Here is an 18,123-nt window from a genome sequence, read left to right as displayed (position 1 = left end):
CCAGGGTATGCAAATCACACGCGATTCAAACTTTCGGAATCGGATTCCAAACCGTATTAGACACGCGTAACCTACGCCCTAAAATACTCGCGTCCAATAGACCGTCCCGTCCCCACGAGGGGGAGCTCATTTGTCTTCCTATGTGATCGCAACATCGGGAGCTTTGGCCACCGCGTCGGCGGATTTGGCCGGGATCGGGCGGACGATCGGTGCTGCCTACGCGGCGGCGGCGCCTTCGACGACGTCCGTGGCGGCTGCGGCCCAGGACGAGGTGTCCGCGGCGATCGCGAAGTTGTTCGGTGCCGTTGCGCAGGAGCAACAGGCGCTGAGCGCGCAGGCGGAGGCGTTTCATACACAGTTCGTGCGGGCACTGAACGGCGCGGCGGGCGCCTACGCGGCCGCCGAGGCGGCCAATGCTTCACCGTTGGACCAGGCGCTTTCGGCGATCAACGGGCAGGTCCAGGCGCTAACGGGGCGTCCGCTGATCGGCGACGGCGCCGACGCCACCACCCCGGGCGGCAACGGCGGCGACGGCGGGATCTTGTGGGGCAACGGCGGCAACGGCGCGGCCGGGGCGGCAGGGACCGGGCAAAGCGGAGGTAACGGCGGGTCGGCGGGCTTTTTCGGGCACGGCGGCAACGGCGGGGCCGGCGCATCCGCTACTACGGCCGGGGTGAACGGGGGTAACGGCGGGGCCGGGGGCAGGAATGGACTGTTCGGCGGGGGCGCCGCCGGCAACGGCGGCAATGGCGGGGCCGGCGGTTCCGCCACGCTCGCGGGCCAGCAGGGTGGTGCCGGGGGCAACGGCGGGGCCGGCGGGGCGAGCGAGTCGCTGTTGGGCGGATCCGGCGGTAACGGCGGTGCCGGAGGCCAGGGCGGGTACAGCACCGCGGGCGCCACCGGCGCCCCCGGCCAGCCGGGCTCGAGTTTCGCCGGCGGTACCGGCGGCGCCGGTGGCGCTGGCGGCAGCGCCGTCGGGCTCTTGAGCGCCGGCGGGCACGGTGGTCAGGGCGGATCCGGAGGCAACGGCGGTGCCGGCGGTACCGGCGGGGTTGGCGACTTCAGCATCAACAACGGGACCGGGGGGGCCGGCGGCGCGGGCGGTGTAGGCGGCGCCGCAGGAGCCGGCGGTGCCGGCGGTTCCGCCGGTATTTTCGGCACCCCGGGCGCCAGCGGTAACGGCGGCACCACCGGTACCTCCGGCGCGGGCGGCGCCGGGGGTCAAGGCGCGGCGGGCAACTTTTTCCATCCCGACGGCGGCAACGGCGGCAACGGCGGCAGCGGGAGCAGCGGCGGCGACGGCGGCGCGGGCGGCACGGGCGCAGTCAATGGTCACGGCGGTAACGGCGGCGCCGGCGGCGCTGCCGTTTCGCAGACCGGCACTGGCGGCACCGGGGGCGCCGGCGGCGATGGCGCCGGCAACGGCAACGGCGGTAACGGCGGTAACGGCGGCGCTGCCGCTTCGCAGGCAGGCAACGGCGGTAAGGGTGGCAACGCCCCGGGCAGCGGTAACGGCGGCGCCGGCGGCAACGGGGCCACGGTCTCCACGGCCGGCACGGGCGCCGTCACACCCGGCACGGGCGGCAACGGCGGTAGCAGCATCGGCGGTGTCGGTGGGGCCGGCGGGGCCGGGGGCGCCGTGCTTATCACGAATGCCTCTAATGCCGTCCCCGTCGCCGGCGGCGCCGGCGGCACTGGCGGGAGCGGCGCCTTCGGTGGGGCCGGTGGGGCCGGTGGACAGGTCATCACCGCCGGGTCCGGCGCCACGACCGGCGGCCACGGCGGCGACGGTGGCACCGCCAGCCTCGGCCTCGGTGGGGTCGGCGGCGCCGGCGGTAGCGTGCAATTCCAGAACGGAACCTCTTCGGCAGTCGTCACCGGCGGCGCGGGTGGCCATGGCGGGCAGGGCTTTGCCGGCGGTGCCGGTGGGGCCGGTGGTGTTGTCGTCACCAACGGAGCGGGAGCCACCGTTGGTGGCCATGGCGGGGACGGCGGCACCGGCACCGGTGGCGTCGGTGGGGTCGGCGGGGCCGGCGGCAGCGTGCAGTTCCAGAGCGCCACCTCTTCGGCCGCCGTCGGCGGCGGCGACGGCGGCACCGGCGGGAGCGGCGTCTCCGGTGGTGCCGGCGGGGCCGGTGGGGTGGTGGTCACGAACGGCACCGGCGTCACCGTCGGCGGCCATGGCGGTGCCGGTGGCACCGGCGGCAGCGGTGTGGGTGGCGCCGGCGGGGCCGGCGGTGGCGTGGCCATCCAGAATGCTTCCTCGTCGGCCACCGTCACGGGCGGCGACGGCGGCACGGGCGGGGACGGCGCATCCGGTGGCGCCGGTGGAGCGGGTGGGCAGGTCCTCACCAACGGCACGGGAACCGTCAAACCCGGTGCGGGCGGCGCCGGTGGCGCCGGCACCACCGGTGTGGGCGGCGCCGGCGGGAACGGCGGCGGCGTGGCCATCCAGAGTTCTTCCTCTTCGGTCGCCGTCACCGGCGGCGACGGTGGCAAGGGCGGCAACGGCGCCTCCGGTGGTGCGGGCGGCGCCGGTGGAGCGGTCCAAACGAACGGAACCGGCGCCACTACCGGTGGCCATGGCGGCGCGGGCGGTACCGGCAGCAGCGGTGTCGGTGGGGCCGGTGGCAACGGCGGTGGCGTGGCCATCCAGAGTTCTTCCTCTTCGGCTACCGCCACGGGCGGCGATGCCGGCAACGGCGGGAACGGCGGATCCGGTGGTGCCGGCGGCACAGGTGGGGCGGTCCAAACGAACGGAACGGGCAACGCCACCGGTGGCCATGGGGGCGCCGGTGGCACCGGCAGCGCCGGTATCGGCGGGGCCGGCGGGAACGGTGGTGGCGTTGCCATCCAAAGCACTTCCGCGGCCACCGGCACCGGCGGCGACGCCGGCAAGGGCGGGGACGGCAGCTCCGGCGGCAAGGGCGGGACCGGCGGGGCGGTCGTCACGAACGGAACGGGAGTGACCAACGGCGGCCACGGCGGGGCCGGCGGCAATGGCAGCCTGGGCGTCGGCGGAGTGGGCGGCGCCGGCGGCGGCGTGACCATCCAGACCTCCGCCTCGGCGGCCGTCGGCACCGGGGGTGACGGTGGCGCCGGCGGGAACGGCACTTCCGGTGGCGCCGGCGGGGCCGGTGGCGGCGTCCTGACGAACGGCTTCGGAAACGTCGGCGGCGGGCACGGCGGCGCCGGTGGCACCGGCACGGTCGGCGTCGGTGGGGGCGGCGGGGACGGCGGGGACGTGACCATCCAGACCAGCACCTCTTCGGCCGTCGGCACGGGCGGCGCCGCCGGCGCGGGCGGGGCGGGCGCGTCCGGTGGGACCGGCGGTACCGGGGGTCAGGCCGTAACGAACGGATTCGGAAACGTCAACGGCGGCCGGGGCGGCGATGGCGGCGCCGCCACCAGCGGAGTCGGTGGCGGCGGTGGGGCCGGTGGGCTTGCGGCAATCGCTTCCACCTTCTCCGCGGCCACCCCCACCGGCGGGAACGGCGGCGACGGCGGGACGGGCACGCCCGGCGGCGCCGGCGGGGCCGGTGGGGCGGCCACCACCCAAGGAATCGGAACCCCGCAACCCGGCGCTCCTGGCAGCCACGGATGACGGAATCGGCAGGCCTGAAAGGCCGTCCCGCCGCCCGGCCGGCGCTCGCGACCGGGGCATCTTTACAACCGCAGCGGCCGGCTTCTATTCAACACGCGTCTACCGACGGGTATGGTCTGTCTTCGTGATCGAGCTAGACCGCGTAGCAAAGGCTTTCGACGGAAAAATACACGCGCTGCAAGACGTGAGCTTTTTCGTTCCGACGGGGTCGGTGTGCGCCCTGCTCGGTCACAACGGCGCCGGTAAGTCGACCGCGATCAAGATCCTCTCGACATTGCTGCGGCCCACCTCCGGCCGAGCGGTCGTGGCGGGGCACGACGTCGTCCGGGAGGCGGCCCAGGTGCGGGCGAGCATCGGGAGCATCGGGCAGCTGGCCGCGCTCGATTTCGAGCTCACCGGCCGGGAGAACCTGGTGTTGTTCGGCCGGCTGCGGGGAATGCGTCGCAAAGACGCGCGGCTGCGAGCCGACGCATTGATCAATGAGTTCGACATGTCGCACGCCGCAGACCGGCCGGTGCACACCTATTCCGGTGGAATGGTGCGCCGCATCGACATCGCGGCCGGGCTGATGGTGCCGCCGGAAGTGCTTTTCCTCGACGAGCCGACCACCGGGCTGGACCCGCGTAGTCGCCGCGATGTGTGGAACTTGGTTTCGTCCTTGTCATCCCAGGGCGTGACAATCCTGCTCACGACCCAGTATCTCGAGGAAGCCGACGTCCTCAGCGATTCGATCGTCGTTCTGAACAAAGGTCGCGTCGTCGCCGAAGGCACCGCCGAAGAGCTCAAGCGGCGCGTGGGATTGGGCTATTGCACGGTGAGTCCGGTAAATCCGGCCGACCTCGCCAAGATCCTGGAAGCGGTCGCCGACCTCGAGGGCGCCGAAGCCGACTACGAGGCGAACACCGTCTCGGTGCTCTCGCCCGACGGTGTCGCGACGCTCGGCGAGGTGTTTCGCCGGGTCGACCGGCTCGGCGTCGAGCTCCTCGATATCGCGCTGCGCAAGCCGTCTTTGGACGAAGCGTTTCTACACCTCACCGCGAAAGTCACCACGTGACCGCGCTCGCCGCGCTCACCGAGCGTGCGGTGCAGAACGCGATGCGCAACGATCTGATATTCGCGGTGGTGTCGCCTGCACTGAACTTCGTCGTCTTCAATTTCATGCTGGGCAATGTGATCGACACCGGTGGCATGAGCTACCCGCAGTACGTCCTGCCGGTCGTCGTCATCCAGGTGATCTTTCTCGGCGCGCTGACGACCATCGACCGTGCCGCCCAGGACGAGCGGAGCGACTTCGCGGATCGACTCCGCACCCTTCCCATATCCGCGGTCACGCCGCTGATGGCCCGCATGTCGTATTGCCTGTTCCGCGGGACCCTCGGCTTGCTTGCGGCGATCGCGATCGGGTACGCGTTCGGCTTCCGAATGTTCGGCGGGTTGATCTATGCGGTCGCCTTCGCCGTCCTCGCCCTCGCGTTGACGCTGGCGCTGTCGCTCGCCGCCGATGCGGCCGGGGTCCTTTCCGTCGCCTCGCAAGGCCGGTTCGCGAGCAGCGGGGTGTTGGATCAGCTGCTCCTGGTTCCCCAGATGCTGCTGGTCATGCTCTCCACGGGGATGGCGCCGGCCGACTCATTTCCCGACTGGCTGCATCCGTTTGTGCGCTACCAGCCCGTGTCGCAGGTGACGCAAACCCTGCGTGGATTCACCACCGGCCATGTCACGGTGAGCAATTTGGCGACCAGCCTCGCGTGGTGTCTCGGGCTGCTGGTGGTGTTCGGCGCAATCGCGGTTCGGGTGCAGGGGCGCCCACAATGACCGCGCAGGCACCGCCGCGGAGTTCCCTGGCCAGCGAAACTCTGCTGTTCGCAAGCCATCTCCTGACCCGGTGGCGCCGCCAGCCGATGGTGCTGATCCAGGCTCTGGTGTTCCCGACCTTTCTGCTCATTGCCTACAAACTGTTGGTAGGCAAGTCGATAATCAGGATCACCGGCACGGAAAGTCTCTACGGTCTGGTGCCGATGTGCGCCGTCGCCGGTGCGATGTTCGGGGCGCTCGCGACCGGCCGCCGCATGTGGATCGACCGCGACAGCGGCCTCATCGGCCGGCTGTGGGTGTTTCCGGTACACCGCGCCAGCGCGCTGACCGGCAGGCTGCTCGCCGAGGCCGCACGCACGCTGGTAAGTGCCTCGCTGATCACGGCGGTCGGTGTCGGGCTCGGGCTTCGCTTCAAAGGAGGCCTGCTCAACGTCATCCCGTTCGTGCTGGTGCCGGCGCTGGTGGTGGTCGTCTTCTCGATGGCGGTGATCGCGATAGCGGTACGGGCCCGGACCGGCTCCGCACTCATGTGGCTGGGGGTGCCGTCCACCGGTGCGGTGTTCGCCAGCTCGGGTGTTGTTCCCACTCAAACGCTGCCTTCGTGGGTGCGCTTGGAAATTCGCCTGCAACCGATGTGGGCGACGATCGAGTCGATGCGGGGGCTTGCGCAAGGCGGTCCCGTGTTGTTTCCGCTCCTGGTGACGGTTGCGTGGGCCCTCGGTCTTGCCGCGGTGCTCGGGCCGCTGGCCGTCCGCGGTTACCGTGCCGCCGCCGAATCGGGGCACTGACACAACTGAAAGGTCAAGACTCGCAATGAAATTCGCGCTGGCGTGCTACGGAGCGCGCGGCGACGTCGAGCCCTCCGTCGTGGTGGGCCGTGAGCTGACGCGCCGGGGGCATGACGTGTGCATGGCGGTGCCGCCCAACCTCGTCGGCTTCGCCGAGGCGGCGGGGGTTGCGGCCGTCGGCTACGGTCTCGATTCGCGGATCATCATGGACGTGCAGCGCGACTACTGGACGCTTTTGTTCCGCAGCCCGTGGCGGATGCAGGAGCTGGACCGGTTGGGGCGCGAGATCGCGGAGATCGTGATGCAATGCTGGACCGAGGAAGCCTTCGACACGCTGAAGTCGCTGGCGGACGGCGCCGACCTGATCATCTCCGGCTACGGATTCGAGCAGTTCCCCTTCAATGTCGCTGAGTACTACGACATTCCGTTCGCCATGCTGCATTGGTTCCCGATCCGGGCCAACGGCAAAGTCATGCCGTTGTTGCCGGCCCCGTTGGGCCGCGCCGCGATGCGGGGATACGAGCGGCTGACGTGGGGCGGCCCGGCGAAGAAGGCCGAGGACGCGCAACGCCGGCTACTGGGTCTGCCCGATGCGACGCAACCCTGGCCGCGCCGGATTGAAGAGCGGGGATCCCTTGAAATCCAGGGCTACGACCGCCTTTTCGTTCCGGGGCTGGAAGCCGAATGGGCGAAATGGAACGGCAGGCGCCCGCTCGTCGGGACGCTGACGCTGGGGTTCCCGCAGGATGCCGACGACGAGGTCCTGTCCTGGATCGCGGCGGGGACGCCGCCGATTTGCTTCGCATTCGGCAGTCTCGCGGTCGAATCCGCCGGCACCGTGCTGGCCATGATCGCCGCGGCCTGCGCGCGGCTGGGCGAGCGGGCGCTGGTATGCGCCGGCGTCAGCGACTTCAGCGACATCCACCAGTTCGAGCACGTCAAGGTGGTGGGTGCGGTGAACTACGAGGCGATTTTTCCGGCCTGCCGTGCGGTGGTGCATCACGGCGGCGCAGCCACCACGGCCACGTGCCTGCGCTCCGGAGTCCCGCAGGTGGTGCTTTGGACGTTCTATGACCAGCCGCTGGAGGGGGCGGCGCTCAAACGCTTGGGGGTGGGCACCGCCCGGCGGCTTTCGACCACCACCGAGGACACGCTGGTCAAGGATCTTCGCCGGATCCTCGCCCCGGAATACCTCGGCCGGGCCCGCGAGCTAGCCCCACGGATGACCAAACCCACTGAAAGCGTCGCCGCCGCTTCCGATCTCGTTGAAAACTTCGCCCGCCTGCAACGGGTCGGCTGATCGAAAACCCTCTCGCGCTAGGAACTCCCCGATGATTCGTGCTGACGCTCCGCAAGGACACGGGTCTTCCGTCCCCTCTCTGCTGCGGGAACGCGCCGGCTCGCACCCCAGCGAGCCGGCGTTCACCTTTGTCGATTACGAACAGGACTGGGCGGGCGTTCCGGAAACCCTGACGTGGTCGCAGCTGTATCGCCGCACGCTGAACGTCGCGCGCGAACTCGACGCCTGCGGGTTGGTGGGCGATCGCGTGGTGATCGCGGCGCCCCAGGGACTCGGTTACGTCGCCGCATTTTTGGGCGCGTTGCAAGCCGGCCGGATCGCCGTTCCGCTATCGGTTCCACTCGGCGGAGTCACCGATGAGCGGTTCATTTCCGTCCTGAGTGACGCGTCGCCGTCGGCGATTCTCACGACGTCTTCTGTCGCGGCCAACATCGCCGCGAACGTCGAGCCGAAGCCCGGCGCATCCGCGCCGTCGGTCATCGAGGTTGATCTGCTCGACCTCGACGCCGAGAACGGTCCGGCCGCCGAGACCGAGATCCGGCCGGAAATCGCCTATTTGCAATACACCTCCGGGTCGACCCGCACTCCGAAGGGCGTGGAGATCTCGCACCACAACATCGTGGCGAACTTCGACCAGATCAATGTGGACATCTTCGGCGGGGCCGCCCCGCCCGACACCACGATGGTGTCCTGGCTGCCGTTCTATCACGACATGGGTTTGTATCTGGCCATCATCTTTCCCATCCTGGCGGGATTTCCCACCCAGATCACCAGCCCGGCGTCGTTCCTGCAGCGACCCGCCCGATGGGTGCAAGCGCTGGCGAGCAACAGCCACGCATTCTCCGCGGCGCCGAACTTCGCTTTCGAATTGGCGGCGCGCAAAACGTCCGACGACGACATGGCCGGGCTCGACCTAGGCAACGTCCTCGGCATCCTCAACGGCAGCGAGCGAGTGCAACCCGTGACGCTGCAACGCTTTGCCGAGCGGTTCGCCCGCTTCAACTTTCACGACCGGATGTTGCGGCCCGCTTATGGCATGGCGGAAGCGACCGTGTACATCGCGACGCGCGAACCGGGCCATTCGCCCGAAATCGTTCACTTCGAATCGGAGAAGCTGACCGCCGGGCACGCGAAACGCTGCGGGGACGGGGGCACACCGCTGGTGAGTTACGGCGTGCCGAGGTCGCCGGCGGTGCGCATCGTCGACCCCGATACCACCACCGAGTGTCCGGCGGGAACCGTCGGTGAGATCTGGGTGCAGGGTGGCAATGTCGCGCTGGGCTATTGGGGCAACCCGCCAGGCACCGAGGGCATGTTCGGTGCCACCCTTGTCGGGGCGTCGGCCGGTGCATCCGAGGGCCCTTGGCTGCGGTCCGGAGATTTGGGCTTCTTCTCCGACGGCGAGCTGTTCATCCTCGGCCGCATCAAGGATCTCTTGATCGTCTACGGGCGCAACCATTCTCCCGACGATATCGAGGCGACGATCCAGGAGGTCACCCGCGGCCGCTGCGTGGCGATAGGGGTTCCGGATGACGGCGGCCTGGAGAGCCTGGTCGCCATCGCCGAGCTCAAGAATCGGGACGAACCCGAAGAGGCCGCGATGCAGCGGATGGGCGCCGTCCGACGCGAAATCACCACGGCCGTATCGAAGCGGCACGGTCTGAGTGTGGCGGATCTGGTTCTGGTGCCGCCTGGTTCGATTCCCATCACCACGAGCGGCAAGGTCCGGCGAAGGGACTGCGTCCAGCTGTATCTGCGCGACGAGTTCACCCGGTTGGACGGGCAGATCCGCCGGCCGGCGCCGCACGCGGTCGAAGATGCCGACACGGACGCCGGCACCGACTCGGGATGGACGCGGCGCCTGCGCACGCTCCGCCGCCAGCAGCAGACCCTCCGCCGCCAGGAGCATGACCTGCTGGTGCAGGTGGTGTGCGCGCAGGCGGCGGCGGTATTGGGGCGTCCCAGCGCCGAGGACGTCGACCCCGAATCCGCCTTTGGCGATCTGGGTTTCGATTCGGTGAAGGCCACGGAGTTGCTGGATCGGCTCAGGACCGAGACCGAGTTGCCGTTGCCGGCGACGCTGGCGTTCGACTATCCGACCCCCGACGAGTTGGCCGCCCACCTGGGCGGCCTGTTGGACGGGTCGGTCGCGGCGGCCTCGCCGGTGGAATCGCGACTGGCGGTGGACGAGCCGATTGCGGTGGTGGGCATGGCGTGTCGGTTCCCCGGTGGGGTGGATTCGCCGGAGGCGTTGTGGGATTTGGTGGCCAGCGGCACCGACGCCGTCGGGGCGTTTCCCGGCGACCGGGGCTGGAATTTGGGGGAGTTGTTCGACCCCGACCCGGATGCGGTGGGCAAGACGTATGCCCGCGCCGGGGGGTTCTTGGTGGACGCGGCCGAGTTCGATGCGGAGTTCTTCGGGATCTCGGGGCGCGAGGCGCTGAGCATGGATCCTCAGCAGCGGTTGCTGCTGGAGGTGTGTTGGGAAGCGTTGGAAGCCGCGCGGATTGATCCGGCGGGCTTGCTGCGCTCGGAGACCGGGGTGTTCGTCGGGGCGTGGTCACAGTCCTACGGCGGGGGCGGCTCGGAGGGCGTGGAGGGCTATGCGCTGACGGGTCTGTCCCCCAGCGTGGCCTCGGGGCGGGTGGCGTATGCGTTGGGGTTGCAGGGCCCGGCGATCACCGTGGATACCGCGTGTTCGTCGTCGTTGGTGGCCACGCATTTGGCGTGTCAGTCGCTGCGCAGTGGGGAGTCGTCTCTTGCGTTGGCCGGGGGTGTGACGGTGATGGCGACGCCGTCGGTGTTCACCGAGTTCGCCCGCCAGCGTGGGTTGGCCGCTGATGGGCGTTGTAAAGCGTTTGCCGCCAACGCCGATGGCACTGGGTGGGGTGAGGGTGCGGCGGTGTTGGTGTTGGAGCGGCTCAGTGATGCCCGGCGCCACGGCCATCCGGTGTTGGCGGTGATCGCGGGTTCGGCGATCAACCAGGACGGTGCGTCGAACGGGTTGACGGCGCCGAATGGGCCTTCTCAGCAACGGGTGATCGCTCAGGCCGCGGCCAATGCGGGGGTGGGGCTGGATCAGGTCGATGTGGTCGAGGCGCACGGTACCGGCACGACGTTGGGGGATCCGATCGAGGCGGGTGCGCTGCTGGCCACCTATGGGGCGGCGCGCAGCGCGGAGCGTCCGTTGTGGTTGGGGTCGATCAAGTCGAACATCGGTCATACCCAGGCGGCGGCGGGGGTGGCGGGGTTGATCAAGATGATCGAGGCGCTCAATCACGACAGTTTGCCGCCGACGTTGAACGTGGATCGGCCCAGCCCGCATGTGGATTGGTCGGCGGGTACGGTGCGGCTGCTCACCGAACCGGTGCCGTGGCCGGTCACCGATCATCCCCGCACGGCGGCGGTGTCGTCGTTCGGGATCAGCGGCACCAACGCCCACGTGATCCTGCAACAGGCCCCCGTCGCGCCGGTTGAGCAGGCCGAAGAACCCGCTGAGGGTGTGGAGTTCGGGTTGCGGGTGTGGCCGGTGTCGGCGCGCACGCCGGCGGCGGTGCGCGCGCAGGCCGACCGGCTGCACCAGCACCTGCTCGGTCACCCGGAGCTGGATCTCGCCGACGTGGCCTACAGTCTGGCCACCACCCGTGCCCATCACCCGTATCGGGCGGTGATCACGGCCGCGCCGGAGGGTGTTGACGCGCGCGAGGATCTGTTGGCCGCGTTGGATGCGCTGCGCGAAGGGCACCCGCACCCGCGGCTGATACAGCATCATTTCCTGACCCATCTGCGCGGCAAGACGGTGTTCGTGCTGCCGGGTCAGGGTGGGCAGTACCCGGGCATGGGCCGCGAGTTGTATGAACGCCATCCGGTGTTCGCGGCGATGGTTGATGACTGCGATGAGGCGTTGCGCCCGTTCACCGGCTGGTCGGTGCGTGAGGTGTTGTTGCAGGAGTCGGGGGCGCCGTCGCTGGATCGGGTGGATGTGGTGCAGCCGGTGCTGTTCACGATGATGGTCTCGCTGGCCGAGGTGCTCGGTTCTTACGGCATCACCCCGGAGGCGGTGATCGGGCACTCGCAGGGTGAGATCGCCGCGGCGTATCTGGCCGGGGTGTTTTCGTTGCCCGAGGCGGCCCAGATTGTGGCGCGGCGCAGCCAGGCGTTGGGTGACCTGTGTGGGGCGGGGGCGATGGCGTCGGTGTTGTTGGGTGCCGAGGCACTCGAGCCCTTGCTGCGGCCGTGGAGCGGGGCGTTGAGTGTGTCGGCGATCAACGGGCCCAGCCACACCATCATCAGCGGCGAGCCCGCCGCGATGGAGGAATTCACCACGGCGGCTGAGCGTGACGGCATCCAGATCCGTCAGATCGCGGTGGATTACGCCTCGCACTGCGCGCAGGTCGAGGCGGTACGCGAGCGGCTGCTGTCCGAGCTGGGTGAGCTGAACCCGGCCCTGGCCCGCATCCCGTTGTATTCCACGGTGGGACAGGCGGTTTCGGGTGATCCGTTGGACACCACCACGATGGACGCCGAGTACTGGTATCGGAATCTGCGTGAGCCGGTGCGTTTTTATGATCGGGTGGCCGAGCGGCTGGCCGCGGGGGAGTGCACGTTTGTCGAGCTGTCCCCGCATCCGGTGTTGGCCCCGGCGTTGAGCGACACGCTGGCCCAGATCCCGGGGCGGGCCCAGTCGGCGGTCGTGGTCACGCTGCACCGGGAGCGTGCGGATCACGACAGCCTGGCAATGGCGTTGGCGCAGCTGCACATTCACGGCCACAGCCCCTCCTGGCAGGCCCTGTACCCGCGCGCCCACACCGTCGCGCTGCCCACCTACCCCTTCGACCACCGCCGCTACTGGCTCGCCCCCACCCGGCCCGGCCCGGTCGCCGCACTGGCCGACGAAGACCGGGTCATGCCGGCAAGCCCCCGAACGTTGGCCGCCACGTTGGCAGCCCAGACCCGCGAGCAACGGCTCGACACGCTCACCGCGCTGGTCACCGAGACGGCCGCCGCCGTGTTGGCGCACCCCGATCCCGCGGCGCTCGATCCCGACGGGCCCCTGAAAGACCTCGGCATCGACTCGCTGACGGCAATGGAGTTGCGCAACAGCCTCAACCGGCACACCGGCCTGGCGCTGCCGGCGACGCTGGCCTTCGACCATCCCACCCCGGCGCAGCTCGCTGGCCACCTGGCCGACCTACTGAACGACACCGACCTGCCCGAGGCCCCCGCGGCTCAGGTCGGCTTGCGTAGCGACAAGCCGGCGGACAACAGGCTCGCGCACGTGGATCAAGCGGTGTTTCTCACCATGCGAGCGGTCCACGGCACGCAGGTCCAGTTCATCTGGGTCTACGACCGGGGTGTCAATCTCGATGGGCTGCGGCGTTTCCAGCGCAACCTGGGCCGCGGGCTGTTGGGACGCAGGGTCGAACGTTCCCCGATACCGTTCGCGCGCGATCACTGGGTCGCGGCTCCGGCCCCGGACGAAATCGATGTCGCCGCAACGCCGCGGCGGCGCTCCGAGGTGAGCGCCTGGGCCGACGAGCGGGTGCGCCTGCCCATCGATCCGGAGTGGGGACCCGGCTGGCATCTGGGAGTGCTTCCGCTCGAGGGCGGCGGGGCCGCGATAAGCCTGGTGGTTTCGCACACGATCGTCGACGGGATCGGGTTGGTCCAGGCGATCGCCGATGCCGCCGAGGGCAGGACACGCGATCTGGGTTACCCGCCGGCGGGATCGCGCACCGCCGGGCGCGCCTTGCGCGAGGATTTCGGCCAGACGGTCAAAGAACTGCCCGACATCGCGCGGGCCTTGGCCGCGACGGCTCGACGAGCCTGGCCCGACCGCAAGCAATTCGCATCCTCGATCAAGGCGGCGCCGCCCTCCCCGAGGACGGCCGGCGCCGATCAGGCGGTCGAGGTGCCCGCCCTGACCGCGTACATCGACCCGGCGCAGTGGGATGTCCGCGCGAAAAGCCTTGGTGCGAGCAGTAACTCGCTTGTGGCAGGGGTCGCGTGCCGGCTGGCGGTGCGGGTGGGGCGCGTTCGTGACGACGGAATAGTTACGCTGCGATTTCCGATATCGCTTCGGACCGAGGGCGATACCCGTGGCAATGCGCTCACGGTGGTCGACGTCGCGGTCGACCCCACGCACGCCGCAGCGGACCTCAGGGACACGCAGGCGAAGATCACCCGCGCGATCCTCGCGGGGATGGAGAACCCCGACGAAGAGTTCTTGGCGACCTTCCCACTGGCGGCGATGGTTCCGAAGCGGCTGAACAGGAGGCTGGCGGGGATGGCGGCGGGCGGTGCCAGCCTTCCGGTAACCGTCTCCAATTTCGGTGACCTGTCCGCGGCGGTGAACCGGCCCGACGGCAGCGACGCCGACTATGCGTACATGAGGTCCCACGAACCCGACATCAAGAAGAGCACGCTCGAACACATCGGTGGACAACTGTTCGTGGGCTCGGGGCGGGGCAACGGGAAGATCTTCATCAGGATCTCCGCATATGTTCTCGGCCGGGAAAATACCAAAAATGAGCTGCGGGAGACCATTTCGCGGACCTTCGCCGAATTCGATTTGACCGCCGAGATCGATGACTAACCAGCACTCGCGGTGTCGGGCACCCGACCCCCGTGATGGTGCCGATCCGGTGATTTCGCCAACCCAGCAATCTGTTGAACACGCGTGTGATAATCCTCCCTTGGTGACCTCTCAACAGTCCGACAGCGTGAGCCCAACCGAAGAGACGCAGAGTCGGCCCTCCGCACAATCGCGGTTCCGCCCCGACATCGAGGGCTTGCGTGCCGTCGCCGTGCTGGCCGTGGTCCTGTTCCACGCCGGGATGCCGGGTATCAGCGGTGGGTTCGTCGGCGTGGACGTCTTCTTCGTCATTTCGGGCTTCCTCATCACCGGGCTGCTGTGGCGCGAGGCGAACGCCAGCGGCAAGGTCCGGCTGGGCGGCTTCTACGGGGCGCGGGCCCGCCGGCTGCTGCCGGCGTCGGCCACCGTCGGCGTCGTCACCGCCATCGCGGCATTTCTCCTCCTGCCGCCGTTGCAGGTCGGCAGCGTTCTTCGGGACGGCATCGCCAGCGCGCTGTACGTCAGCAACTACTGGTTCATCAACGGAAGCGTCAACTACTTCGGCGGCCACCTGCCGCCGTCGCCGTTCCAGCACTACTGGTCGTTGGGGGTCGAGGAGCAGTTCTACCTGGTGTGGCCGGCGCTGATCATCGGTACGGCGTTCGTCATCCGGCGCGTGCGCCGGCGCACCAGGACCCAGGCCACCGCGTCGAAACGCCCCTATCTGGCGGTCCTCGCGCTGGTCGCGGTCGCGTCGTTCGCGCTGTCGCTGGTGGACACCCTTTGGTTGCCGTCCGTGGCCTTCTACTCGCTGCCGACCCGGGCCTGGCAGTTGGCGGTCGGCGGCATCGTCGCCCTCACCGCCGACCAATGGCGCCGGCTGGCGCCCCGGGCTGCCGTGCCGGCCGGCTGGGCAGGGCTGGCCCTGATCCTGCTGGCCTGCGTCTGGCTGGGCCCGACCACCCCCTATCCCGGAATCGCCGCGCTGTTGCCCGCGCTGGGCGCGGCGCTGGTGATCGGCGCCGGCTGCGCCGTGGCGTCGCAGGGGTGCGGCCGCGTCCTGGCGGTGTCGCCGATGCGGGCGATCGGCCGGATCTCCTACTCGTGGTACCTGTGGCACTGGCCGGTGCTGGTGCTCGCGCCCGCGTTGCTGGGCCACCCTCTGGGTCTGGCCGCCAGGTTGGCAGCGGCTCTGATCTCCGGCGGGTTGGCGGTGCTCACCCTGCGTTTCATCGAGAACCCGCTGCGATTCGCCTCGCCGATACGCCGATCCGCCCTGGCCAGCCTCGCGCTGGGTGGTGCGGCCACCGCGGTCGCGGTGTCGGTGGGCCTGGTGCTGCTGGAGCACGTGCCGACTCCCGTCGGGCGCGGCCCGGCGGCGGCGCCGCTGTCCATCGCCGCGGCCCCTGTCCCCGCCGGCTCCAGCGTCGACGCCTACGACGCGGCCGTGCGGCAGGCGTTCGCGCAGGTGCAGGCCGCGGTCGCGGCGTCGGCCGGCCTCCAGGCCGTCCCGTCGAACCTGAGCCCGCCCCTGGCGACGTCCGGAGACTTGTTGTTCAACGGCTGCCTGCGCAACATCGCCGAAGTCGGACAGCCCGAGTGCGCGAGCGGCGACACGGCATCGACGACGACGGTCGCGCTGGCCGGCGACTCGAACGCCGCGATGTGGAATCCCGCGTTCCAGCAGATCGCCGCCCAGCGGCACTGGCGGCTGGAGACCCTGGCCAAGGGGGCCTGTCCCCTGATGGACTTGCCCAGCAGCGTGCCCCTGCACCACCTGGCCGAACGATATTCACACTGCCAGCAGTGGCGCGTGCAGATCATGGCCCGGTTGCGCGCCGAGCGCCCGCGGCTGGTGGTGCTGAGCATGTGGCGGGGTTACACCGCCGAAAGCGAGCGGCTGCTGGGTGTCGACGCATACGGCCCGGCCTGGGTCCAGAGCCTGACCCGTCTCGTGGTGCAGCTGCGCGGCATCGGCGCCAAGGTGCTGGTGCTCGGGCCTATCCCGGATCCGCAGTCCGAGGTGCCGATCTGCCTGTCCGGGCACCTCGACGACGCGACGGCCTGCTCGCCGCCCACGTCGTCGGCGGTCAACCCGCCAGGCATCGCGGCCGAGTCCGCCGCCGCCAAGGCCGGCGGCGGACAATACGCCGACCTCACCGAGTTGTTCTGCACCAAGGCCCGCTGTCCGGTCATCGTCGGCAGCACCCTCGTCTACCGGGACTGGCGCCACATCACGCTGGAGTACTCGCGGCTGTTGGCGCCGGCGATCGGGGCGCTTGCCGACCGCGCGCTCGCCGATGGCTGACCCTCGGACGGCAAGCGCGTCAGGTGGCGAAATGCGCGTGGCTCACGTGCGCGGCCACCCGTAGGGCGTTGGCCGCGACGGTCAGACTCGGGTTCAACCCGGCGCTGGACGGGAAGAACGAGGTGTCCACCACGTAAAGGTTGTCCACCTCGTGCGCCCGATTTTGGGGGTCCAGCACGCTGGTTTTCGGATCGGTCCCGAAGCGACAGGTGCCGCAGACGTGGCCGAGGTTGGCGTTGTCTTTGCCGGTGCCCAGGGTGAGGTTGCGAAACGGCTGCAACACCTCCTTCAGCCGCCGCACGAACGCCGCGCGGCGCTCGACCTCGCTGGGGTGTAACCGGTACCGAAGCCGCAGCCGCTGGCGATCGTCGGCGCCGGGCCGGTCGCTCGGCAGCACGCGGTTGTCCAAATACGGCAGGTCCTCCATGATCCCGGCCAGCACCAGGCCGCCGGTGACGAACCGCTGATACAACCGGCGCCCCGCCGGGCCCGTCGCACGCAGTGCCTTTCCCCGCCGGCCGGGGCGGTTGCTCAGCCACTCCATGGGCGGTATCTCGCCGAACGACTGCACGGTGCCGTACTTCTGCCCGTCACAGAAATAGAAGTCGTTGAGCCCGATTTCCTTGTTCGGCGCCGTGATGGTGCGTTTGGGGTTGGGCCAAATCTCGATCGGCTCGAGCAGGTGGCGCATCAGGTTGCGCCCCACTAGGTCTGAGGCGTTGGCCAGCCCGCGCGGCCAGTCGCCGGACCGGGAGTTGAGCAACAAGACGGGGGTGGCCAGCGCGCCGGCGGCCAGCACCACGACTTTGCCTTGCAAGGCCAGCATGTCGGAGTGGTGCTGGGCGATCACCCGCTGCACCCGGGTGCGGTCGGCCTCCAGGCGCACGACCCGGCACTGGTCCAGGAGGTGCGCGCCGTGTTCGGTGATCGCGGGGAGCACGCCGTTGCGGGCGGCGTCGTTCTTGCACGACCGCTCGCAGAGATAGGTCTGGCAGGTGGTGCAGCCGTCGGTGTAGTCGCAGGCCATCGGCAGGTGGTAGGGGTGCAGTCCGCGCCCGCTCAGGTAGTTGACCAGCGGCTGGTTGTCGGGTGAAAACGGTGGCGCGGCAGGCAAACCCACGTGGGCGGCCTCCGGGCGCAGCGGATCCGGCGCGCCGCGCACCCCCAGCAGTTTTTCGGCCTCGGCGTACCACGGGCTCAGCTGGTCGTAGGTGATCGGCCAGGCCTCGGGGACGGTGGATTCGCCGGGGTCGCGGAAGTTTTGCCGGGGGGTGAAGTCTTGGGCGAAGAATCGTTCGCAGACCATGCCGTAGAGGGCCGAGGACCCACCGGTGCCGCTGCCGATGAACGGCACGAACCGCTTCGGGCGCCGCCCGCTGATGTCTTCGATCTCGTCGTTGGAACGCCCGGCCCGGGCCAACGCGTCGTAGTAGGCCTCCGCCGAACGCACCGCACCCGGTTCGGCTAGTTCGGGCATGGCCGCGCGAATCGTTCCCGGTGTCCCGGGCAGGGTCGAGCGGCCCTTTTCGACGAACAGCACCCGCCGGCCCGCGCGGGCCAGCGAATAACCCAGCATTCCGCCGCCCATGCCCGTGCCGACGACGATCACGTCCCACACAACGCGCTCGGCCTCGCGCGCACTCAGGTCGCCGTCAGCCAATCGAGCTCCTCTGCGGATGGTGTCCAACGCTTTGCCCGCTCCGGGCGAATCGCGATCCTAGCACCGCGTTGCCGTCA

General features: G+C 69.7%; 8 protein-coding genes. 7 read left to right on the top strand and 1 reads right to left on the bottom strand.

Annotation, left to right across the window (positions count from 1 at the left end; translation table 11 throughout):
* The first annotated feature begins 142 nt into the window (after positions 1 to 142).
* The 7 genes from AC5Y5E_RS05585 to AC5Y5E_RS05555 all read left to right on the top strand — a co-directional run bounded on the left by AC5Y5E_RS05585 (position 143) and on the right by AC5Y5E_RS05555 (position 16,386).
* Complete coding sequence (locus AC5Y5E_RS05585; protein WP_499901997.1) at positions 143 to 3,604, top strand: PE family protein; 3,462 nt, start codon at positions 143 to 145, stop codon at positions 3,602 to 3,604.
* A gap of 124 nt (positions 3,605 to 3,728) precedes the next feature.
* Positions 3,729 to 4,658, top strand: coding sequence for an ATP-binding cassette domain-containing protein (locus tag AC5Y5E_RS05580; RefSeq protein ID WP_499901996.1), 930 nt, complete (start codon positions 3,729 to 3,731; stop codon positions 4,656 to 4,658).
* Positions 4,655 to 5,416: an ABC transporter permease gene (locus tag AC5Y5E_RS05575; RefSeq protein ID WP_499901995.1), complete on the top strand. Its 762-nt coding sequence runs from the start codon at positions 4,655 to 4,657 to the stop codon at positions 5,414 to 5,416. Before AC5Y5E_RS05580 ends, AC5Y5E_RS05575 begins: the two co-directional genes overlap by 4 nt.
* Complete coding sequence (locus AC5Y5E_RS05570; protein WP_499901994.1) at positions 5,413 to 6,204, top strand: ABC transporter permease; 792 nt, start codon at positions 5,413 to 5,415, stop codon at positions 6,202 to 6,204. Before AC5Y5E_RS05575 ends, AC5Y5E_RS05570 begins: the two co-directional genes overlap by 4 nt.
* A 25-nt stretch (positions 6,205 to 6,229) precedes the next feature.
* Positions 6,230 to 7,504, top strand: a complete 1,275-nt coding sequence (locus tag AC5Y5E_RS05565) for a glycosyltransferase (protein ID WP_499901993.1) — start codon at positions 6,230 to 6,232, stop codon at positions 7,502 to 7,504.
* Between the two features lie 31 nt (positions 7,505 to 7,535).
* The gene (locus AC5Y5E_RS05560) at positions 7,536 to 14,099 is read left to right on the top strand and encodes a fatty-acid--AMP ligase (RefSeq protein WP_499901992.1); all 6,564 of its coding nucleotides are present in this window, start codon (positions 7,536 to 7,538) and stop codon (positions 14,097 to 14,099) included.
* 127 nt (positions 14,100 to 14,226) lie between these two features.
* Positions 14,227 to 16,386, top strand: coding sequence for an acyltransferase family protein (locus AC5Y5E_RS05555; RefSeq protein ID WP_499901991.1), 2,160 nt, complete (start codon positions 14,227 to 14,229; stop codon positions 16,384 to 16,386).
* Between the two features lie 19 nt (positions 16,387 to 16,405).
* Here the strand turns inward: AC5Y5E_RS05555 and AC5Y5E_RS05550 are convergent, their stop codons facing one another.
* On the bottom strand, positions 16,406 to 18,046 hold the full coding sequence (locus AC5Y5E_RS05550; RefSeq protein WP_499901990.1) for a GMC oxidoreductase: 1,641 nt from the start codon (positions 18,044 to 18,046) through the stop codon (positions 16,406 to 16,408).
* Positions 18,047 to 18,123: the final 77 nt, after the last annotated feature.

The organism is Mycobacterium sp. NGS54, from assembly GCF_059812465.1.
The sequence above is the reverse complement of the archived record's forward strand: the minus strand, read 5'-3'. Positions and strand labels throughout refer to the sequence as shown.

Excerpts from the sequence above, each read along its gene's own strand:
- AC5Y5E_RS05570 (WP_499901994.1), top strand. The coding sequence starts at position 5,413 with ATGACCGCGCAGGCACCGCCGCGGAGTTCCCTGGCCAGCGAAACTCTG.
- AC5Y5E_RS05565 (WP_499901993.1), top strand. The coding sequence starts at position 6,230 with ATGAAATTCGCGCTGGCGTGCTACGGAGCGCGCGGCGACGTCGAGCCC.
- AC5Y5E_RS05560 (WP_499901992.1), top strand. The coding sequence starts at position 7,536 with ATGATTCGTGCTGACGCTCCGCAAGGACACGGGTCTTCCGTCCCCTCT.